A 21,719-nucleotide genomic window follows, 5' to 3' on the forward strand; every position below is an offset into this window, starting at 1 on the left:
TACCGTTTCCGCACGTATTTCGGCCCCGTGACGTGGGGTCGGCACCCAGACGGAATGTGCGCCCGTATCGGAGGACTCCGTGCCACGCAGCCTGGACCTGGTGGTCACCTCCGTCGCCACCGCGCTGATGGAGGCCACGGCGTCCACGGCACGCTCGGTCAGCGAAACGGTGCTCGCGCAGCTCGTCGAGCAGTTCGATGTGGACGCCAGCTTCCTGCACCACCACGATGCCGCGGGCCCGGTGCCGGTGGCCGAGTGGCCGCGGCGAACCGATGCCGCGGGCCCGATGGCCGCGCTGCGATCCGAGGACGTCGAATCGGTGCTGGCCCAATGCGAGCGGCAGCGCCGGCCGGTGGTGAGCAGCCCGGACCGGGCCGACGGTTGGCTGCCCCGCTGGCTGCAGCGCGACAAGGCAGCCGGCGCGCCCTCGGTGGCCGCGGCACCGCTGGTGTCCGGCGACGCCACCACCGGTGTGCTCGGTTTCGTCAAGTTCGGCGCCCGCAGGTGGAAGCCGGAGGAGATCAACACCCTCGAGGCGGTCGCCGCGCTGTTCGCGCAGCTGCAGGCCCGCATCGCCGCCGAGGAACGGCTTCGCTACCTCGCCGAGCACGACGACCTGACCGGTGTGTACAACCGGCGGGCACTGGTCGCGCATCTGACCGAACGGCTGGCGGCCGGAAACCCCGGGCCGGTGGCGGTGTTCTATCTCGACCTGGACCGGCTGAAGCCGATCAACGACTACCTCGGCCACACCGCGGGAGACTGGTTCATCCGGGTGTTCGCGCAGCGCATCGAGGAATGCGCGGGTGAGCAGAGCATGATCGCCCGGCTGGGCGGCGACGAGTTCGTGGTCATCCCGCACCAGCCGATGGCGTCCGAGGCCGCCGAGGCGTTCGCCCGCCGGCTGTCGACGCTGCTGTGCGACCGGCTGACCATCGGTGGGCACGTGATCAGCCGGACCGTCAGCATCGGGCTGGCGGTGGGCACACCCGGGGCGGACAACTGCACCGACCTGCTGCGGCGGGCCGACGAGGCGGTGCTGACCGCCAAGCGCGCCGGCGGCAACCAGACCGCGGTGTCCACCGATGACATGTCGCTGAAGCGGGCCTTCCGCAACGACATCGAGCTGCACCTGCAGGGCGACATCGAAAGCGAGGGCCTGCTGCTGCACTACCTGCCCGAGGTCGACCTGTGGACCGGCGCCGTCGTGGGGGCCGAGGCGCTGGTGCGCTGGCGGCACCCGATCTGGGGGCTGCTGCTGCCGGACTCGTTCATCGGGGTCGCCGAATCGACCAACCTGGGCGCCGAGCTGGGCGGGTGGGTGATGCGCAGCGCCTGCGCCGATTTCAGCCGGTGGCGGGCCAACGGCGTGGGCCACGGCGCGATGTTGCGCATCAACGTCTCGCCCATCCAGCTGATCAGCCGGGGCTTCGTGGAAACCGTCGCCGACACGATCGGCGAGTTCGGCATCGACGCGGGCTCGGTGTGCCTGGAGATCACCGAGCGCGCGGTGGTGCACGACACCGAGACCACCCGAAAGACGTTGTCGGAGCTCAAGGAAGTCGGTGTGCAGATCGCCATCGACGACTTCGGCACCGGCTACGCCGTGCTGTCCCACCTGAAGTCGCTTCCCGTCGACATGCTCAAGATCGACGCCGGGTTCGTCCGGGAGGTGGGCACCGACGCCGGGGACCTGGCGATCGTGCGGGCCATCATCGGGCTGGCCGAGGCGTTCGGCCTGGAAGTGGTCGCCGAAGGCGTCGAAACACCTGCTGCCGCACTGACTTTGATGCAGCACGGCTGTCACCGGGCGCAGGGTTTTCTGCTGTCGCGCCCGATCCCCGGCGAGGCGATGGAAGCGCTGCTGTCCGCGCGCTGGATGCCGATGCCGTTTCTCGCCGACCGCGAGGCGTCGTCGATGGGCTCGATCTAGCCCCTCGACCCGCTCAGCGTTCGTCCGGCAGGAAGACGAAGTTGTTCACGTACGGGCCCCGGCCGGTCCAGCCGTCCTGCCGGCTGCCGGCGTTGGCCGGGTCCTGGTGCACCGCCGGGTCGAACTCCGCGATCGGCCGCCGCGCGCCGTCCAGCTCGAAGTAGCCCGAGTAACCGAGACCGGTCAGCAGTCGGGTGATCCCGGCGACGGCGCCGCGGTGGTGGCGCTCCTCGGCTTCCACCACGATCGCCGGCCGGTTGCGCGCGAGCGTCTCTGCGGCGCCGCGCAATACCGCCAGCTCGTGGCCCTCGACGTCGATCTTGACCAGGCCGACGTCGTCGAGATTCAGATCGTCGAGCCGCTTGACCGGCACGTCGATGACGCGGATCTGGTCCCCGGTCAAATCGCCCAGGCTGTTGTCGGTGTCGATGGTGCTGCGGCCCGGCTCCGACTCGACCACCCGCATGGCGATCGTTCCCGGTTCATCCGACAGCGCCACGGCCTCGACCCGGACCGCGGCCCCGACCGCGTCGAACATCGCCGCCAGATCGCGGGCCTGGGCCGGGCGGGGCTCGAACGCGATCACCGAGCGTGACGACGCCGCCATCGCGATCGTGAACTCGCCGAGGTCGGCGCCGATGTCCAGCGAAACCCGATGCGGGTCGCACAACGACGCCACCAGCTGCACGTCCGGGCGGGACCGGCCGAGCCGGTCGAGAATGCGGAATTTGCGCCGCCAGAACCGGCGCGGCGCGAGCCTCTTCGCCGCGGGCGCGAGCCACCGTTTGGCCGAGCGTGCCAGCGCCATCTGCGGTGATCTCCTGTCCGATTCCCGGGGAGCACCAGCTTAAATGACGCCCGGCGGTGGCGGGGCGCCGACGACGAGCTTTCGGGGAGCCGGGCGGAATCGGGCATGCGCCGCGGACGCGGGCGCTACCCTGTTGTCACCCTTGGTATCCCACGCATGAATACCCGCGACGGCCGCGGGCCGCGAGCCGCCAGAGAGGTTGCAGCCCCATGATGGAGACGGCGTTTCGGCGAGCAATGCCCGCCGATGCCGTTCCGCAACCACGGCGAACCGTCGCCGCCGGGCGCGGATCAGCCCGCGCCACGGCGGCGGCGAGAACGAGGAAGATCGTTCTGGTCGTCGGGGTGTGCCTGGCGCTGCTGCTCGACGGGTGCGGTCAGCGCGGCGATCTCGGTCCGCTTTCGCTGATCGCCAGCCCGGCCATCCCGTTGTCGGTGCAGGACGTTCCGAATCCGCTGCGCGGCCAGTACGAAGATCTGTTGCAACCGCTTTTCCCGCAAGGCAATCCGGCGCAGCGTCGCTACCCGGCCTGGCCGGCGTCGCAGGACGCCAGTTTGCGTGTTCCGTGGCGACAGCTGCAGCCCACCGATCCGAGCAGCCTGCCGCCCGACGCTGCCGACGACCGCAAATTCGATTTCAGCGTGATCGACGACGCGCTGGCGAAGCTGGCCAGCCGCAACATGCGGTTGACCCTGCGGGTGGTCGCCTACAACTCCTGTTGCGACACCGTCTATCCGAACAACACCAACATCGCGATGCCCGACTGGATGCGCCCGGCGGCCACCAATTACACCGGTCCGCAACGATATTGGTGGTCACCCGGGGTGACGCAGGTCGTGCCGAACTGGAACGACCAGAACTACCTCAACGCCTTCGGGCAGCTGTTGGCCGCGTTGGGGCGCCGGTACGACGGCGACGAGCGGCTCAGCGTGTTCGAGTTCTCCGGCTACGGCGATTTCAGCGAGAACCACATCTCGTATCTGCGTGACTCGTTGGGCGCGCCGGGCCCGGCGCCCGACGAAAGTGTGGCGAAACTGGGGTATTTCAGCCAATTCCGGGACCAGAACATCACCGCCGGTTCCATTCGCCAGCTGGTCGAGGCGACCGTAAAGGCTTTTCCCCACACGCAATTGGTGACGACGGCGCTCAACCCGGAGATCGTGCGCCAGTTGATCGCCGACGACGTCACCAAGCGGCTGTCCGCCCCGGTCGGCATCCGCGCCGACTGCCTGGGCGTGCAGGACCCGCTGCCGGCCTGGGCGGAAAGGGACGGCTCGCACTACGTGCAGACCAAAGACCCGCTGGTCGGCGCGCTGCGCGACCGGATGGCCGCGGCACCGGTGATCACCGAATGGTGCCAGCTGCCGGCCGGGACCGATCCGCGGTCCTACTACGAAAAGGGCCTGCGCGACGTCATGAAGTACCACGTGTCGATGACGTCGAGCTTCAACTTCCCGGCGGTGGATGCGAGCACCCCGATGGACCCGGCGCTGTACCTGCTGTGGGCGCAGGCCAACGTCGTGGCCGGCTACCGGTATTCGGCCGAGGCGCGGCAGGGATCGCAATCGTTGGCCGACGGCAAGGCGACATTGGACGTCACGTGGACCAATTACGGTTCCGCGGCCGCCACCGAGAACTGGGTCCCCGGCTACCGGCTGGTCGACTTCTCGGGGGCGGTGGTGCGCACGCTGCCCGCGCGGGTGACGCTGAAAACGCTGGTGCCGGGACCGGACGGCGCGGGCAAGGAACCCGCCCCGGTGTCGTCTGTCGAGACCGTTCACATCGACCTGGCGGGCGTGTCGCCGGGGCACTACACGTTGTGCGCGGCGGTCGGTTGGCAACAGCACAAGCCGGGCGCCGAGCACGTGGTGAACTACCCGCCCATGCGGCTGGCGCGCGACGGACGCGACGGCAACGGATGCTATCCGCTCGCCACGCTGAACCTGGCGCGCGAAGCCTCGACCGCCTGATCCCGGCGGCGCACCACCTGGCCGAACACGCCGCCGGAGCCGTGGTGAACCCGCGCAGCGGGACTTCCGATTCCGCCAAACCCCGCCTGACGATGCTGCATAATCTGCAGGAGCAGCGCGGCCGCTACCGGAAAGCCGAAGACTTCGCTTCGCGCTGAAGGCTTTTAGAAAGGTTACTAGCCGATGGATTTCCGTACCTTCGTCCGGATTCTCGGCGCGCACTGGAAACTCGCCCTGACCGCCCTGCTGGCGTGTACCGTCGGCGCCGCGTTCGTCACGGCACTGCAGACCAAGCACTACCAGTCGTCGGCCACGGTCCTCATCTCGTTCTCCGGCGCCACCGACCTCAACGAGGTGTACAGCGGCACGGAAACGGCACAGGAACGGCTGTCGTCCTACGCCCAGATCGCCGGCGGGCACATCGTGGCCGAGCGGGCCATCCGTCAGCTCCAGCTTCCGATGAGCGCCGACGATCTGCTGAGCCAGACCCAAGTGAAATACACCCCGAAGTCGGTGATGTTCACCATCAGCGTCAAGGACACCGACCCGGCGCGCGCCGCCGCGCTGGCGGGCGCCATGGCGAATCAGTTCAGCGCGCTGCTGCCGACGATCGCCCCGAACACCGGCCCGAACACGGTGGGTGCGCAGGCGACCGCGGGGCCACGACCGGAGGTGGCCGAAACGACACCACCGCCGGGCCAGCCGCCGGAAGCGCCGGCGGCGGTGGGGCCGACGGGCAAGCCGTGGCCGCTCGCGCGGGCCACCATGGTGGAGCCGCCCCGGGTGCCGAACGTCCCGGTTTCGCCGGTGCCGCTGAGGAACATGGTGATCGGGTTCATCGCCGGTCTGCTGCTGGCCATCGCGGTGGCGTTGACCCGCGAGGCCGGCGATCGCACCGTGCGCACCCGCGCGAAGCTGGAAGAGCTTTCGGGCCTGCCCACTTTGGCCGAGCTGCCGGGACGGCGGGGCGGGACACCGCGGTTCGGCACCGACACCGCATTCGACGACGCGGTGCGCGGCATGCGCACCCGGCTGCTCAGGGCGATGGGCCCCGACGCCCGCCAGGTGCTGGTGACCGGGCCGTTCGGCGGCGAAGGCACGACGACCACCGCGATGAACCTGGCGCTCGCGCTGGCCGAGTTGGGCGAGGACGCACTGCTCGTCGAGGGCGACAGCCGCCGGCACGTGATCGCCGGATTGCTGCGCGTCGAATCGGGGGAGGGACTCGCCAGCGCGCTGGCCAACCCCGCCGCCGCGGCCGAAGTCGTGAAGCCGACGCCGATTTCGCGGCTGTTCATCCTGGCGTCGCGGTCGGCTCGCCGCGAAAGTCTGCCTCCCAGTGCGTATTTGCCGGAAGTGGTCGACCGGGTGGTGCAGGAATTGTCCTCGCGCTTCGACCGGATCGTGATCGACGGGCCGCCGGTGCTGGCCACCGCCGACACCGGCCTGCTGTCCGGCGCCGTCCCGGCCACGGTGCTGGTGGTCCGGGCCAAGCGCACCACCGCCGACGAACTGCGGGACGCGTTGACCGCGCTGCGCGCGGCCGGGGCACACGTGGTCGGCACCGTGCTGACCGATGCCCGCCAGTCGCTGCACATCCGGGCCGCCGACCGCGCCTACCGGTCGAAGGTCAGCAGGCCGGCGTGATTCCGATTCCGTACCTGCGGGCTCGGCACCGCCTGGCAGTGGACGGCGTCCTGCTGGCGATGTTCGTGTTCGGGTGCTTCGTGTTCGGGGTGCTGTCGGTGCGCCGGACCACCGAGGGGGTGCTGCTGACCGCCGCGTTGTTCTGCGTGGTGGTGTATTGGGTGAAACCCGAAGGGATGGTTGGGGTTACGCTGTTCGGGGCGTTCGCGGCCCTGCCCGAAGGGTTGCACGTCGGCAAAGTCTTTGGCCCGCTGACCATTTACGCCTACCACCTGGCCGCCTTCCTGGCGATCTGCTATCTGATCCCGGCCGCCAAACCGCGGTCCTCCGATTTCCTGCTGCCCGGGATCCTGGCCGTCACCGCGGTGTGTTCCACCGTCACCGGGTTCCTGGTCGGAAACTCCGCGCTGGTGGTGACCCGCGAGTCGACCACCATGCTGGAAATGGCCCTCGGTTTCGTGCTCGCGTTGTTCGTCGTCTACAGCGGTCACGTCACCTGGTCGATCCGGGTGATGATCGCGATTCTGTGGTTTTCGGCGGGCATGGCGATCGTGAGTTCGTTGTACTCCATCCGGTTGGCGGGCCGGGCGGAGAGCCTGGAGGGCACCACGGGCGCCGGCCAGGCGATGCGCATCATTCTGTCCACCCAGACGCCGGCCACCGCGGTGCTGAGCGCACTCGTCGCTGCGCCCATCGTCGGCCGGGTGCGGCCCAGGCTGTATCTGGCGTTAGGCCCACCGGCACTGAGCATTTCGCTGCTGTCCTTCTCCCGTAACACGCTGATCTCCATGGGAGTGGCGGCCGCGGTCGCCCTGCTGGGCAGCCTGAGCTGGGCGGCGGTGCGGCGGACGATCGTGGCCGCGACGGTCGGCGCGACCCTGGTCGCGGTGACGGTGCCCGGGTCGCTGTTTTTGCTGCAGCGGTCGAAGACCGGGGCGTGGCTCGCCGACCAGTACGTCGCATTCAACCAGCGGGTGCTGGGCGGGGTGACGTCCAGCGCGCTCGCGGTGGACGATTCGGCGCTGGAACGACTGCGCGAGATCAACCTTCTCAAGGAAACCATCGCCAGCGCACCGCTTTTCGGCCACGGCCTGGGCTACGTGTACCAGCCGCCGACCGGGGACGACGAATTCCACCGATACCTCTATCCGGCGTATTCGCACAACTTCTACCTGTGGTGGTTGGCCAAGGCCGGGGCGGTGGGCATGGCCGCGTTCGTGTTGTTCGCGCTCACGCCGGTGATCCTGGCGCTGCGGTGTACGTCCGGGCCGGCCAAGATCGCGGCGGCGGTGGCCGCGGGCCTGCTGGCGATCTCCGCGGTGTGGCCGTTGCCGGAGATGCCGATGGACGCCCTGGGATTGGGCATGGCGCTGGGGGCGGCGATGGGCTACGCCGGCCTGCGCCGACGGGAGAGGCAGCTCGACGACCGCTGCGCGCCGCCCGGTCCCATCTCCAATTCCCCTGTCGGCGTGGGCACTTCCAGCTAGTCGGGGTCGGCCACGATGATCGCGGTGACACACGTAGGGCCCGACAGGTACAGCATCGGCGGCACCCAGTCCGTCATCCGGGTCATCCACGACAACAACATCGGCGCCGACCGGATTCGCGTGCTGTCGACGTGGAACGGCCCCAACCAGGTCAAGAACCTGTGGCTCACCGCGCGGGCGGGGACCACACTGGCCCGGTCAGCGGCCGGCTCCATCGTGCACTTCCACGTCTCCAACGGCGGCGCCTGGCTGCGCGAAGGACCGTTGATCAGATTGGCCGGCGCCAAGGGGTTTCGGGTGATCGTCACCCTGCACGGCTCCGACTTTCCCGAGTTCGCCCGGAGCCGCCCCCGCTTCGTGGCCGCCACGTTGCGGCATGCGGACAAGGTGATCCTGCTGTCGGAGCAGGCGCGCGCCGCCCTGCTGGAGGTGGCGCCCACGGTGCGCACCGCCGTGGTGCCCAACCCGATCGTGGTCGACGAGGAGGCGCCCGGGGCCGGCTCGACGCCGCCCGTGGTGCTGTTCGCCGGCACCGTGGGGCGCCGCAAAGGGGTGGACCGGCTGGTCGCTGCCTGGAAGCTGCTTCTCGCCGAGGGCATCGAAGGCCGTTGCCGGATAATCGGTCCCATCGACGACTACATCCCGCCGGCCACCGAGCGGCTGACCGTCGAGGGCCCGATACCTCCCGACCGGGTCCGTGCGCTGCTCCGCTCGGTCCGGGTGGTGGCGCTGCCGTCGTTCGCCGAGGGAATGCCGATGATCCTGACCGAGGCGCTGGCCGGCGCGCGGCCGTTCGTGGCGACTCCGGTCGGCGGGACCGCGCAGATCGCCCCCGACCCGGGCATGCTGGTCCCGGTCGACGACGTGCCCGCGCTGGCCGACGCGATCGGCCGGTACCTGCGCGACCCGGAGCTGGCGCAGCGGGACGGGTTACGCGGTCAACAACACATCGCGGCCACCCGCAGCCCGCGCGTCATCGACGCCGAGCTGCGCCGCATCTACCAGGGCTGCGACGTTGCGGCGGGTTGAGCTCGCCGGAGGGCAATTGACGGTCAGCGCAATAGGTTTCGGGTGCGGCGCGCTGATGCAGTCGCCGTCGCGCAAGGACCGGATGGCGGTGCTCAGCGCCGCGCTCGACAGCGGCATTACCCATTTCGACACCGCACGCATGTACGGGCTGGGGCGGGCGGAGGCGGAGCTCGGGACCTTCCTGCGCACCGTCGACCGGGACAGCGTCACCATCGCCACCAAGTTCGGCATCGACGTCGGCGGCGCGGCCCGCCGGCTCGGCCGCTTCCAGGCGCCGGCGCGCGCACTGCTGAAAAAGGCACCCACGCTGCGCCGCATCGTCAAGCGGCAGCAGGAACCCCCGGCGACCGCCCGGGTGTACGACGCCGCCGGCGCGGCGCGCAGCCTGGAGCGCAGTCTGACGGCCCTCGGGGTCGATTACGTCGACATTCTCTTCGTCCATGCCCCCCGGCCCCAGGACACGGTCGCCGCCGCGCAACTGTGCGAATTCTTCGAGCGCGCCCGCGGGCAGGGCAAAATCCGCGCCTGGGGGGTTTCCCAGGACGAGGGGCTCGAGGTCGACTTCGCCCGCGCATTCGCCCCGCACGGGATCAGCCAGCTGCGCAGCGACCTGCTCGACCCCGCCCCGCGCGCGGCCGATCTCGCGTTCGCGGTGCTGCGCCGGCCGCACGCCGCCCTGTCCACGGCCCTGCGGGCCGACCCCGAGCTGGCGGGCCGCTGGCGCCGGGCCCTGCAGCTCGACCCGCTGGCACCCGGTGTGCTCGCCCGGCTGATCCTCGCCGCGTCGGCTACCGCAACCGGTTGCCGCGCAATCATTTACAGCACCACGCGGCCGCCGCGGGTGGCCGAGGCGGCGGCCGCCGTCGCCGCCCCGGACGCCGAGACCGTCGCGCGGTTCCTCGCCCTGGTCACCGAATTCCGCGGGGGGCGGGCCGGATGATCCGCGGCGCGCGGGACTTCACCCCCGGCATGACCATCACCACCGACGTGGCGGTCGTCGGGTCCGGCCCGATCGGCATCGTGACCGCGCTGGAACTCGCCGCCTCGGGTGTGCAGGTGGTGCTGATCGAAAGCGGTGCGCAGCGCCCGGACCGCGCGGCGCAGCAACTGGCCGAATTCGATTCGCGGCACGACGACTATTTCCATTCGCGCAGCGGGCTGACGGTGCGCCGGCAGGTGGGAGGAACCTCGGCGCTGTGGGGTGGGCGCTGCGTCAAGTTCGACCGCATCGACTTCGAGCACCGGCTTATCACCGAACAGGCGCCGTGGCCGATCGGATACGACGACGTTGAGCCGTACCTGCAGCGGGCCTGCGACTGGGCGGCCTGCGGCCGGGCGGTGTTCAACGCCCGCGACATCCCCGAACTCGCGCACCGGGACCTGGTCGCCGGGCTGCCCGACGGCGCCGTCCGCAGCACCGACCTGGAGCGCTGGGCGCTGCCCACCCGGTTCGGCCGGCATTATCGAAAAGCGTTGCGGCGCACCGCCGGACTGACGCTGTGGACCGGACTCACCTGCACCGAGATCGTGACCGAGCCGGCCGGCGGCCGCGTCGATCACCTGGTGGTCAAGACGTTGCCCGGCGCCCAGGGCAAGGTGGTCGCCACCGTCGATGCAGCGGAAAAGTCCTGGTCAGCCGAGGTCTGTGGCCCCTGCGGGACCGGTGACCAGCGGTTCGCCGTGACGAACGACATGTGTTTCCCCTTACGCGGAAAAGACGACCGAGACGTTGTTTAGCCCGTCTGCAAACTGACCATCGCACAATAGCGTACAAAACATACTAATAGTTTGACAACACGGTGTGACCTAGACCGCAGGTATTTACGAGCGCGTCAACCAGGACAGCCGTATGACTGCTAACCTCTGTGGTGGGCTAAATGTCTCGAGCGACGCGAATCCGTGTTCGCTCCGATCCCCTAAAAGAACCGAGGTACTTGTGCCCTGCTCGAGCAACGGCGTCGTCAACGCGACGGCCGGCGCCACGGCCCGCGGCGCCGGGCCCGGCAGGAACGCGTGCCTCATCACCGCCCCCACAGGGGAGCCGAGCTTTCGAACACGATGACCACCCATTCGACCGACGGACGAGCGGATGCGACCCGGCAACAGATCCTGCGGGCCGCATCGCACCAGTTCGCCCGGCGGCCCTACCACGACGTCGGCCTCGACGACATCCTCGCCGAGGCCGAGCTGACCAAGGGCGCGATGTACTTCCACTTCAAGTCGAAGCACGCGCTAGCGGTCGCGATCATCGAGAGCCAGACCGCCAGCGGCGCCGTCGCCGTGCAGGACCTGCTGACCCGCGGGCTCTCCGGCCTGGAGACGCTGATCGACTTCTCCTATCTGATCGCCGTCAAGGACATCAAGACGGACCTGGTCCGGTCCGGGCTCAACCTGATGGAGTCGGTCGGGCTGTCCGACGGGTTGCAGGAGAAGCTGTTCGACCGGTGGATCAAGGCCCTGGCCCGGGTGGCCGAGCAGGCCAAGGGCGAGGGCGACATCAACGAGCACTGCGATCCGCAGGACATCGGCCGGTTGATGGTGTCGCTGCACATGGGGCTGCGCAAGACCAGCAACCTGGACGACCCGGAACGGTTCCTGCGTGATCTGGAGAAGTGCTGGTCGCTGCTGCTCACCGGGATCCTGCAGCCGGACCGCACCGAGTACTTTCAACAGTTCCTGCGCAGGCGTGCTGCCCTCGCGATCAACACCAGTGCAACCGATGATGACGAGTCCTAGCAGCCGGGCCGACGCGCGGTCTGCACATCCGACGAGCCTGCGGGGGTGCGGGGGCGATGGCCCGCCAAGTTCGGTCTGAGGCCACCCGGCAGAAGATCCTGGACTCGGCGATCGAAGTCTTCGGCGAGGTCGGTTACGCCGCGGCCGGGTGGAGCACCATCATCGAGCGGACCGGCATGACCAAGGGCGCCCTGTATCACCACTTCGATTCCAAAGAATCGTTGGCGTCCAACATCATCGAGGAGGGCTCCGACCGGCTGCTCAGTGCGTTCCGCAACGTGTGCGGGTCATCGTCGCCGGGGCTGGAAAACCTGGTGCACGGCACCTTCACCATCGTCGAGGTTTTGCGGTCGGACAAAATGGTGCGCGCCGCAGCGCAATTGGCCACCGCGCTAAGCGGATTCAACGGTGCGGCATCGCGCTTCTACGCGAATTTGGTGCTGGAAACGGCGCAGGAGGCGCGGCGGGCGATCAAGGAAGGCGACCTGCGCGACGACATCGACCCCGACGTGCTGAGCGCGTCGCTGATGGGCACCATATTCGGGGCCCGGTTGATAGCGAGCACCATTTCCGGTCACGGCCGAATCGGTGACATCATCGGCGACCCCACCGCGCGGTTGCACCAGATCTGGAGCCTGCTGCTGCCCGGCATCGTCTCGCAGGCATCGCTGCCGTATTTCGAGCAATTCCTGCGCCGCGAGGGAATGCGCCACGCCACAGCCAACCCCGGCGCGGAACCGGAAGGCGAATAGCCTTCGGCGAGAGCCGTTGCCCGGGTGCCGCTTCGGTCGTCACGATCGCATTTCCGTTATTGGGGTTGAAGCGCTTTCAACAATGCATACTGTTCCGGTGAAGTTGCGGAAATCCCTCGGCCGGGTAATCGCACTGGCCGGTGTCGTCGGATTCTTGGTGAACAGCGTCCCGGAATCCTGGGCCGCGCCCGCCGATCCGAGCGCCCCCTCGGACTCGACGGCGAGCACGACCACCACCACCACGACGCTGTCGATGCCCGACCTCGGGTCGTCGTCCACCCTGGAATTCTGGGGGCTGACCAGCACCCAGCAGTTGTCGCTGCCGGTGCTGCACGGGCTGACCCCGACCGCGCTGAACGCGACGGTGGAACTGCCGATCAACCTGCGGTCCGGGTTGCTCACCGTCACCCAGGGGGAGCGCACCATCGCCAGGCTGAACCTGCCCACCACCGACCAGGCGCCGCTGGTCGTCCCGCTGAACGGGGCCGAGGTGACCGGCAATTGGCTGAACGTGACGTTGCGGGCCTACCTGGTGCCGTTGGACGGCTACTGCCTGTACCCGGAGAGCCCGCTGCGGCTGGTCAACGGGACCGTCAACTACACCGGCACCGAGCTGCCGCCCACCACCGTGTCCCACTTCCTGCCGCCGGTGCTGCGCAAGCTGACCATCTATCTGCCGCAATCGCCGTCGACGGCGGAGTCCGACACGGCGATTCAGCTGGCCACCGCCGCCGCCGCGCACTACGGCAAGCAGGCTCCCGACATCGTGGTGGTCCCATTGCAGGAAGGGCAGGCGGCTCCCCCGGCGCCGCCGCAATCGCTGGAACGCCAGGTCGTCATCAAAGAGGGCCCGGACAACGGGCTTTCGTTGCAGGGCTCCGCCGGGGTGCCGTGGTTGCTGGTCTCAGGGCCGCTGAACCGCACCGACGAATCGGACACCGCCCTGCTGTTCGGCGACCTGTCGGATATGGCCCTGGCGTCCAAGGTCGCGGTGGAATCACCCAAGCCCAAGCCCCAATTGCCTTCGGACAGCGCTACTTTGCGCGAACTGGGCCAGTCGGTCGTCAAAGCGACGTCGCTGCAGCCCCGGATCTCGATCGGGCTGGACCAGACCCGCTTCGGCAGATCCGTGCATTCGGTGCGGGTGCATCTGCAGGGTTCGTACACGCCGACGCCGAGCAACATCGCCGGCCAGATCGCCGTCACGGTCGGCCGGGAGACCATCGACCACTGGCCGACCGACGGCCACGGCACCATCGACCGCTGGGTCGACGTGCCCGATCGGCTGCTGCAGCGCTACACCAGCCTGGATCTGGTTCTCGACGTCGCGAGCAACGTCGGGCATTGCGGAGACTTCTACACCGCCGGCCCCGGCAACCAACTGCTCACGCTGAACATCAACGGCGACAGCGTCATCCAGAGCAGCCCGGCCGCGCCGCCGGTGCCGGACGGGTTCCAGTCGATGCCCCAATCGCTGTTGCCCCGCCTGCAGGTCGGCATCGCCGAGCACTCGTTCGTCGACACGGTGCGCGCGCTCGATCTCCTGGTGGGCCTGCAGCGGATCAGCGCGATACCGATCGACACGACCGTCACCACCGTCAAACAAGCGATCGACTCGTCGAATCCGGCGCTGCTGATCTCGGCCGACGGGTGGAACCAGTCCGACGTGACGCTGCCGGTGGCCGCCGGGCCCAGCGGCCCGATCACTGTCAACGCCGTCAACTCCGGCGACAAGCCCACCAAGCTCACCTTGGACCCGGTGCTGCGATTCGCTTCTCTGCAAACGGTTTTCCACCACGGCAGGTCGTTGCTGATCGCGACGTCCAACGGCGCGGCCGGGCAGCTCGACGAGCTGATCCGGTGGCTCAAGAGCGACACCGACAAGCACTGGCAGCGGCTCAACGGCGTCGCGGTGGTGTCGGTGCCCGGACAGGATCCGGTCACCGTCGACCATCCGCCGCTGGCCGCCGGTGCGTCCGCCGCGGGCGCCGGGCATCACTCCGACCTGGACTGGCTGTGGTGGTTCGGCGCGGGCTGGCTGGCGGTGGCCGTCGTCGGCGCCGGGGTGATCCTGTGGCGGGTGCGACGCGAATCATGGCGGCGCCGCTAGGGTTTCGGCCCCGAGGGCACGCGTGAGAGCCATCGCGACGCGCGCGACCGTCAAGAACGCGGCGGCCGGATTGCTGTGCGCCGCCGGGCTCGACGCGCTGGCCCGGCGGCGACACCGCGACGCACTCGCCATCCTGATGTTCCACGGGGTGGAAGACCGACCGCCGTCGCCGCCCTGCTGGCACGTGTCGGGCGCCGCGCTGTTTCGCCGCCAATTGCGCTACGTGCGCGCGCATTTCAACGTGCTCGCCCTCGAGGACGCCCTGGACAGGCTGGCCGGCGGGACGCTGCCGCCGCGGGCCCTGGCGATCACCTTCGACGACGGCACCCGCAACCTGGCGACCCACGCGATGCCGGTGCTGCGCGAGCTGGAACTGCCCGCGGCGGTGTTCTTGGCGACCGGCCCGATCGGCACCGACCGAACGCTGTGGCCCGACCGGCTCTGGCTGGCCATCGCCCGCAGCCCGGCACGCGAAATCGACTTGACGCCATGGGGATTGGGAACCCGCCCGCTGAAAAGCAACATCGAGCGCGGCGCGGCGTACGCGGTGGTGGTCGAGAAACTGAAAAACCTGCCCGACCCGCAGCGCATCGCGGCGCTGGACGAGATCCTCTGCGCGCTCGGTCATCACGACGACAGCGACGGCGGGCCTTTCCGGATGCTCAGCTGGGAGCAAGCCCGCCAACTGGCCGCCGAGCCGCTGGTGACGCTGTATCCGCACACGGTGACCCACCCGATCCTGGCCCGTTGCGACGACGCTAAACTGCACCGGGAGATCACCGAGTCGTGCGCCGTCATCGAGCGTGAGACAGGCTCGCCGCCAACGGTTTTCGCCTACCCCAACGGCCGGTTGCAGGATTTCGACGAGCGGGCCAAGGACGTGTTGCGGGCCCGCGGGGTGCGCTGGGCGCTGTCCACCGCACCGGGATTCGCCGACCGGAGCTGCGACCCGCTGGCGTTACCGCGGTTGGCGGTGGGCGGCGACGCGTCGTTGAACTACTTCAAGCTGCTGGTCTCCGGCGGACTGCCGCGCCGTTAGCGCGCCTCTTCCCAAAGCTGTTCGGTGAGGTCCTGGAACGCGGCCAGGGCGAACTGGTCGTCGGCGCGCATCACCGCCGACTTGCTCATCATCGCGCGAACCACCGACCCGTCCCGGTGCGCCAGTTCGACCACCATGTTCGCCAGCGCATGCACCGTCGCCAACAGCGACTCCGACGCCGGGGCGTGATGGAAGATCTGCTCGAAGCGCAGCGCCAGTGCCTCCTGGGGCTGGTAGCCCAGCATGTCGGCAAATGCGGTGTTGGCGAACAAGATACTGCCGTCACCCGCGATGGCCAGCACGGGAACCGGGATCCGCTCCAGCACGACCAGTGCGGGCAGCTCCCTGAGGGTGGTCATCGGCGATTGGCTGTGTTGCCGGTTCTGGCGTCGTTCCACGAGCCGATTATGGTCTATGGCACAGGTTGGGTTGGAGGCTTTCGTCCAACGCCGCTCAATCGACTTTCTCCGACTCCGCCTGGTAGCGGGGAAACACACCGGTCGGAGGCGGCAGCACCGTACCCGGAGCCAGCCGCGCGCCCAGCGCGTCGAACGCCCGCCGATCTTGGCCCTGCCCCAGCAGATCCAGCAGCTTGCCGGCCGAATCGGGCATGACGGGCTGCACCAGCAGCGCGGCGATGCGGACCACCTCGCAGGTGACGTACAAGACGGTGCGGAACCGGGTCTGATCCGCCTCGGACTCGCTCTTGCGCAACACCCACGGCTGTTGCGCCGAGAAGTACTTGTTGGCCTCACCGAGCATCAGCCAGATCGCTTCCAGGCCCAGGTGCATCGCCTGCGAGTCGAAACTGGCGCGCACCCGCGGCAACAAACCGTCGGCCGTCTGCAGCAGTTCACGGTCGTCGCCGGTGAAGTCACCGGGTTCGGGCACCACCGAGTGCAGGTTCTTGGCGATCATCGACAACGAGCGCTGCGCCAGGTTGCCCAGCTCGTTGGCCAGATCGGTGTTGATCCGGGTGATGATCGCGTCCTCGGTGTAGCTGCCGTCCTGGCCGAACGGCACCTCGCGCAGCAGGAAGTAGCGCAGTTGGTCGACGCCGAAGGTGTCCACCAACGTGATCGGGTCGACGATGTTGCCCACCGACTTGCTCATCTTCTCGCCGCGGTTGAGCAAAAACCCGTGCGCGAAAACCCTTCGGGGCAGCTCGATTCCGGCCGACATGAGAAACGCCGGCCAGTACACGGTGTGGAACCGGATGATGTCCTTGCCGATCATGTGCAGGTCGGCCGGCCAGTAGCGGCGGAACATCTCCGATTCGGTGTCCGGGTATCCCACCCCGGTCAGGTAGTTGGTGAGCGCGTCGACCCAGACGTACATGACGTGGTCGGGATGATCGGGCACCTTGACGCCCCAGTCGAACGAGGTGCGCGAGATGGACAGGTCGCGCAGGCCGCCGGAGACGAAGCTGACCACCTCGTTGCGCCGCACCTCGGGGGCGATGAAATCCGGGTTCGCCTCGTAGTGGGCCAGCAGCTTGTCGGTGTAGGCCGACAGCCGGAAGAAATACGTTTGCTCCTCGGTCCAGGTCAGCGGGGCGCCGGTTTCGGCGGCCACCCGCGTCCCGTCGTCGAGCACCTTGGTCTCCGATTCGACGAAGAACCGCTCGTCGCGCACCGAATACCAACCGGAATAGCTGTCCAGGTAGATGTCGCCGGCCGCCTGCATCCGCCGCCAGATCGCCTTGGACGCTTCGTGATGATCGGGGTCGGTGGTGCGGATGAAGCGGTCGAAGGAGATGTTCAACCGCTCCTGCAGCCGCTGGAACACATCGGAATTGCGCCGGGCCAGCTCGGCCGTGCCGATGCCCTCGGCCGCCGCGGTCTCGACCATCTTGAGGCCGTGCTCGTCGGTGCCGGTCAGGAATCGCACGTCGAAGCCGTCGAGCCGCTTGAACCGGGCGATGGCATCGGTGGCGATGTACTCGTAGGCATGCCCGACGTGCGGGTCGCCGTTGGGGTACGTGATCGCGGTGGTGACGTAGAAGGGCCTCATCGAGAGTCCACCTTATTGTGTGCGCGTGAGCTCCAACCGACGAGAACGACAAGCCCCGCCCGCCCCGGAGCCGCTGGCGCCCCTGATCGACGCCCACACCCACCTCGACGCCTGCGCCGCCGGACCGGAGACGGGAGCCGCCGACGTGCGGGCCATCGTGGACCGCGCGGCGGCGGTGGGGGTGCAGGCGGTGGTCACCGTCGCCGACGACCTGGACTCGGCGCGCTGGGTCACCCGCGCGGCGGAGTGGGATCCGCGGGTGTACGCGGCCACGGCGCTGCATCCCACCCGCGCCGACGCGCTGGACGACGCGGCGCGCGCCGAGATCGAGCGGCTGGTGGCCCACCCCCGGGTGGTGGCGGTCGGGGAGACCGGCATGGACCTGTACTGGCCGGGGCGGCTGGACGGCTGCGCCGAGCCGGCCGTGCAGCGCGAGGCCTTCGCCTGGCATATCGATCTGGCCAAACGGTGCGGGAAACCGCTGATGATCCACAACCGGGAGGCCGACGCCGAGGTGCTCGACGTGCTGGCCGCCGAGGGTGCCCCGGACGTGGTGATCTTCCACTGCTTCTCGTCGGATGCGGCCATGGCCCGCCGCTGCGTGGACGCCGGTTGGCTGCTGAGCCTGTCCGGCACCGTGAGCTTCCGCAACGCCCGCGCCCTGCGCGAAGCCGTGCCGTTGATACCGCCCGGGCAGCTGCTGGTGGAAACGGATGCGCCGTTTTTGACCCCGCACCCGCACCGGGGGACGGCCAATGAGCCCTACTGCCTTCCTTATACTGTTCGGGCGATCGCCGAACTGGTGGATCGCCGCCCCGAAGAGCTGGCCGCGGTGACGACGGACAATGCTCGACGGGTGTACGGACTGGCCTGACGATCAGGGCCGGCGAACGGGTGATTCTTTTAGCATCGCCGCGTCGGAGTTGCCCAATATTGGCCGGTTCGTTACCGTCTTGTGATCGAACGGGTGGGCCTGCGGGCCCTTCATTTGTGAATTGCCGCTGAGTGAGTGGTTGCTGAGGTTGGGTAGCGCGCGTTGAGTGTATTGACAAAACTTCATCAGAACCCTTCGCCGATGTTGCGGCTCGTGGTCGGGGGGCTGCTGGTAGTCCTGGCATTCGCGGGCGGATACGCGGTTTCGGTGTGCAAGACGGTGACGTTGACCGTCGACGGTGTCGCCATGCGGGTGACCACGATGAAGTCCAAGGTGATCGACGTCGTCGAGGAGAACGGCTTCGTCGTCGACGACCGTGACGACCTGTACCCCGCCGCCGATGTCGCGGTGCACGACGCCGGCAAGATCGTGCTGCGGCGCAGCCGCCCGCTGCAGATCTCCCTGGACGGCCACGACACCAAGCAGGTGTGGACCACGGCCTCCACGGTCGACGAGGCGCTGGCCCAGCTGGCCATGACAGATACCGCCCCGGCCGCGGCCAACCGCGGCAGCCGGGTGCCGCTGGCCGGCATGGCCCTGCCCGTCGTCAGCGCCAAGACGGTGCGCATCAACGACGGCGGCGCCGTGCGCACCGTGCATCTGGCGGCACCCAACGTCGCGGGCCTGCTCAGCGCCGCCGGCGCGCCGCTGGCCGAAAGCGACCAGGTGGCGCCCCCGGCGTCGGCGCCGATCGTCGACGGCATGGAGATCCAGGTGACCCGCAACCGGATTCAGCAGGTCACCGAGCGGATGCCGTTGCCGCCCAACGCCCGCCGGATCGAAGACCCGGACATGAACATGAGCCGCCAGGTGGTCGAGGATCCCGGCAGCCCGGGCACGCAGGACGTCACCTTCTCGGTGGCCACCGTCAACGGCGTGGAGACCGGCCGGCTGCCGATCGCCAACACGGTGATCACCCCGGCCCGCGAATCGGTGGTCCGGGTCGGCACCAAGCCCGGCACCGAGGTCCCGCCGATCAGCGACGGCTCCATCTGGGACGCCATCGCGGGCTGCGAAGCCGGCGGAAACTGGGCGATCAACACCGGTAACGGGTATTACGGCGGTGTGCAGTTCGACCAGGGCACGTGGGAGCGCAACGGCGGGTTGCGGTTCGCCCCGCGCGCCGACCTGGCCACCCGCGAAGAGCAGATCACCGTCGCCGAGGTGACCCGAGAGCGCCAGGGTTGGGGTGCGTGGCCAGTGTGCAGCGGAAGAGCTGGTGCGCGCTGACCATCCGGCTCCTCGGGCGCACCGAGATCAGGCGGCTGGCCAAAGAACTTGAATTTCGGCCACGGAAATCCCTCGGCCAGAACTTCGTGCACGACGCCAACACGGTGCGCCGGGTGGTGTCGACGTCCGGGGTGAGTCGCTCCGACCACGTCCTGGAGGTCGGTCCCGGGCTTGGCTCGCTCACGCTGGCGTTGCTGGACCGCGGCGCCCACGTCACCGCCGTGGAGATCGATCCGGTGCTGGCCGAGCGGTTGCCGCACACCGTCGCCGAACACTCGCACAGCGAAATCCAGCGCCTGACCGTGCTCAACCGCGACGTGCTGACGCTGCGCCGCGACGAGCTGGCCGAGCCGCCGACCGCGGTGGTGGCCAATCTGCCCTACAACGTCGCGGTCCCGGCCCTGCTGCACCTGCTCGCCGAATTCCCGTCCATCCGGACGGTGACCGTCATGGTGCAGGCCGAGGTGGCCGAACGGCTGGCCGCCGAGCCGGGCGGCAAGGAGTACGGCGTGCCCAGCGTCAAGGTCCGCTTCTTCGGCCGGGTCCGCCGGTGCGGCATGGTGTCGCCGACGGTGTTCTGGCCGATTCCCCGGGTGTATTCGGGGCTGGTGCGCATCGACCGCTATCCGACCTCGCCGTGGCCCACCGACCCGGCCTTCCGCCGGCAGGTGTTCCAGTTGGTGGACATCGCCTTCGGCCAGCGGCGCAAGACCTGCCGCAACGCCTTCGTCGACTGGGCCGGCTCGGGCAACGAGTCGGCGGATCGGCTGCTGGCCGCCAGCATCGACCCGGCGCGCCGCGGCGAGACGCTGTCCATCGACGACTTCGTCCGGCTGCTGCAGCGGTCCGCCGATCGGGGCGGGAGCGACCGCGAGGGAACCAGCCCGCCGACCGCCGGACAGGGCGCCCCGGCCTGCTGATCGCGGGACGCCCCGGGTCGCGATGCGTGTGCAAGGCGGCCGGCAGCGATAGTCTGCTGCGGTGGGTAACGATGTCTGACGGCAACACCGCCGCGGCTTGGGTGCCCACCGGGTCGGTCACCGTCCGGGTGCCCGGAAAAGTCAACCTCTACCTGGCCGTCGGCGATCGCCGCGAGGACGGCTACCACGAGCTGACCACGATTTTTCAGGCCGTCTCGCTGCTCGACGAGGTGACCGTGCGCAACGCCGACGTGCTCTCGCTCGACATCGTCGGCGAGGGCGCCGACAAGCTGCCCACCGACGAACGCAACCTGGCCTGGCAGGCCGCCGAGCTGATGGCCGAACACGTCGGCCGGGCGCCGGACGTGTCGATCATGATCGACAAGTCCATCCCGGTGGCCGGCGGGATGGCCGGCGGCAGCGCCGACGCGGCGGCGGTGCTGGTCGCGATGAACTCGCTGTGGGAGCTCAACGTGCCCCGCCGCGATCTGCGCATGCTCGCCGCGCAGCTGGGCAGCGACGTGCCGTTTGCGTTGCACGGCGGCACCGCGCTGGGCACCGGCCGCGGAGAGGAGCTGGCGACGGTATTGTCCCGCAACACCTTTCACTGGGTGCTGGCGTTCGCCGACGGCGAGCTGCTGACCCGCAAGGTGTTCGCCGAGCTGGACCGGCTGCGGCGGGCGGGCGATCCGCCGCGGCTGCCCGGGCCGGGCCCGGTGCTGGCCGCGCTCGCCGCCGGCGACGCCGACCAGTTGGCGCCGCTGTTGGGCAATGAAATGCAGGCCGCCGCGGTGAGCCTGAACCCCGGCCTGCGCCGCACCCTGCGCGCCGGCGTACAGGCCGGCGCGCTGGCGGGCATCGTGTCGGGCTCCGGCCCGACGTGTGCCTTCCTGTGCCCGTCGGCGGCCGCGGCGGTGGACGTCGGCACCGAGGTGTCCGGGGTGGGGGTGTGCCGCACGGTGCGGGTCGCCAGCGGACCGGTGGCCGGTGCCCGCGTGGTCCCGGCACCGACCGAGGTGTGACACCCGAGCAGCGCGGCTGTGAAAAGAGCCCCAATTTCGCCATTAGTTTGGCGCTTCCCTAAGAGGAGTTTAAGATAATCCGCGGTGAC

General features: G+C 69.2%; 17 protein-coding genes and 1 pseudogene. 15 read left to right on the forward strand and 3 right to left on the reverse strand.

What is annotated here, in order from left to right; all coding sequences use genetic code 11:
• The first annotated feature begins 79 nt into the window (after positions 1-79).
• Positions 80-1,933, forward strand: coding sequence for a putative bifunctional diguanylate cyclase/phosphodiesterase (locus H7I87_RS27055; protein ID WP_063971731.1), 1,854 nt, complete (start codon positions 80-82; stop codon positions 1,931-1,933).
• 13 nt (positions 1,934-1,946) lie between these two features.
• On the opposite strand, the gene H7I87_RS27060 is transcribed toward H7I87_RS27055, so the two are convergent.
• Complete coding sequence (locus tag H7I87_RS27060) at positions 1,947-2,741, reverse strand: FkbM family methyltransferase (RefSeq protein ID WP_019731976.1); 795 nt, start codon at positions 2,739-2,741, stop codon at positions 1,947-1,949.
• A gap of 209 nt (positions 2,742-2,950) precedes the next feature.
• Between H7I87_RS27060 and H7I87_RS27065 the strand changes: the two genes are divergently transcribed.
• From H7I87_RS27065 to H7I87_RS27110, 10 genes and pseudogenes are all read left to right on the forward strand, one after another.
• Positions 2,951-4,711 (forward strand): hypothetical protein, encoded by a 1,761-nt coding sequence (locus H7I87_RS27065; protein WP_196767235.1) that lies wholly within the window; start codon positions 2,951-2,953, stop codon positions 4,709-4,711.
• 183 nt (positions 4,712-4,894) lie between these two features.
• Positions 4,895-6,358 (forward strand): tyrosine-protein kinase domain-containing protein, encoded by a 1,464-nt coding sequence (locus H7I87_RS27070; protein ID WP_063971733.1) that lies wholly within the window; start codon positions 4,895-4,897, stop codon positions 6,356-6,358.
• The gene (locus H7I87_RS27075) at positions 6,355-7,845 is read left to right on the forward strand and encodes an O-antigen ligase family protein (RefSeq protein WP_011723963.1); all 1,491 of its coding nucleotides are present in this window, start codon (positions 6,355-6,357) and stop codon (positions 7,843-7,845) included. Before H7I87_RS27070 ends, H7I87_RS27075 begins: the two co-directional genes overlap by 4 nt.
• A 15-nt stretch (positions 7,846-7,860) precedes the next feature.
• Complete coding sequence (locus tag H7I87_RS27080; RefSeq protein WP_011723964.1) at positions 7,861-8,874, forward strand: glycosyltransferase family 4 protein; 1,014 nt, start codon at positions 7,861-7,863, stop codon at positions 8,872-8,874.
• Positions 8,875-8,890: 16 nt separating this feature from the next.
• Positions 8,891-9,814 carry an aldo/keto reductase gene (locus H7I87_RS27085; protein ID WP_031348082.1) on the forward strand — a complete coding sequence of 308 codons (924 nt, stop codon included), beginning with the start codon at positions 8,891-8,893 and terminating at the stop codon, positions 9,812-9,814.
• Positions 9,811-10,482 (forward strand): annotated as a pseudogene (locus H7I87_RS27090) (FAD-dependent oxidoreductase); the annotation flags it as partial. The gene H7I87_RS27085 and the pseudogene H7I87_RS27090, both read left to right, overlap by 4 nt.
• Positions 10,483-10,932: 450 nt before the next feature.
• Complete coding sequence (locus tag H7I87_RS27095) at positions 10,933-11,610, forward strand: TetR family transcriptional regulator (protein ID WP_009975308.1); 678 nt, start codon at positions 10,933-10,935, stop codon at positions 11,608-11,610.
• Between the two features lie 56 nt (positions 11,611-11,666).
• On the forward strand, positions 11,667-12,362 hold the full coding sequence (locus H7I87_RS27100) for a TetR family transcriptional regulator (protein WP_009975307.1): 696 nt from the start codon (positions 11,667-11,669) through the stop codon (positions 12,360-12,362).
• A gap of 97 nt (positions 12,363-12,459) precedes the next feature.
• Positions 12,460-14,472 (forward strand): hypothetical protein, encoded by a 2,013-nt coding sequence (locus tag H7I87_RS27105; RefSeq protein WP_031344417.1) that lies wholly within the window; start codon positions 12,460-12,462, stop codon positions 14,470-14,472.
• 22 nt (positions 14,473-14,494) lie between these two features.
• On the forward strand, positions 14,495-15,511 hold the full coding sequence (locus H7I87_RS27110) for a polysaccharide deacetylase family protein (RefSeq protein ID WP_011723966.1): 1,017 nt from the start codon (positions 14,495-14,497) through the stop codon (positions 15,509-15,511).
• Here H7I87_RS27110 and H7I87_RS27115 read toward each other — a convergent pair.
• Both H7I87_RS27115 and metG read right to left on the reverse strand, forming a co-directional pair.
• On the reverse strand, positions 15,508-15,870 hold the full coding sequence (locus H7I87_RS27115) for a PAS domain-containing protein (RefSeq protein WP_009975300.1): 363 nt from the start codon (positions 15,868-15,870) through the stop codon (positions 15,508-15,510). The two genes, H7I87_RS27110 and H7I87_RS27115, sit on opposite strands and share 4 nt — an antisense overlap.
• Positions 15,871-15,964: 94 nt before the next feature.
• Positions 15,965-17,524, reverse strand: a complete 1,560-nt coding sequence (metG, locus tag H7I87_RS27120) for a methionine--tRNA ligase (RefSeq protein ID WP_019732441.1) — start codon at positions 17,522-17,524, stop codon at positions 15,965-15,967.
• A 19-nt stretch (positions 17,525-17,543) separates the two neighbouring features.
• On the opposite strand from metG, the gene H7I87_RS27125 reads away from it, so the two are divergent.
• The 4 genes from H7I87_RS27125 (at position 17,544) to H7I87_RS27140 (ending at position 21,630) form a co-directional block, all read left to right on the forward strand.
• Positions 17,544-18,398 (forward strand): TatD family hydrolase, encoded by an 855-nt coding sequence (locus tag H7I87_RS27125; RefSeq protein ID WP_011723968.1) that lies wholly within the window; start codon positions 17,544-17,546, stop codon positions 18,396-18,398.
• Positions 18,399-18,560: 162 nt separating this feature from the next.
• Entirely contained in the window at positions 18,561-19,688 is a 1,128-nt protein-coding gene (locus H7I87_RS27130) for a resuscitation-promoting factor (RefSeq protein WP_196758054.1), read from the forward strand.
• Positions 19,652-20,608 (forward strand): 16S rRNA (adenine(1518)-N(6)/adenine(1519)-N(6))-dimethyltransferase RsmA, encoded by a 957-nt coding sequence (rsmA, locus tag H7I87_RS27135; protein WP_011723970.1) that lies wholly within the window; start codon positions 19,652-19,654, stop codon positions 20,606-20,608. The genes H7I87_RS27130 and rsmA overlap by 37 nt, the downstream gene beginning before the upstream one ends.
• Positions 20,609-20,679: 71 nt before the next feature.
• A complete protein-coding gene (locus H7I87_RS27140) occupies positions 20,680-21,630 on the forward strand; it encodes a 4-(cytidine 5'-diphospho)-2-C-methyl-D-erythritol kinase (protein WP_011723971.1) in 951 nt (316 codons plus the stop codon).
• The last annotated feature ends 89 nt before the right edge of the window (positions 21,631-21,719 follow it).

Origin of the sequence: Mycobacterium timonense (assembly GCF_025821985.1) — a bacterium.
GTDB classification, from domain to species: Bacteria; Actinomycetota; Actinomycetes; order Mycobacteriales; family Mycobacteriaceae; genus Mycobacterium; species Mycobacterium avium.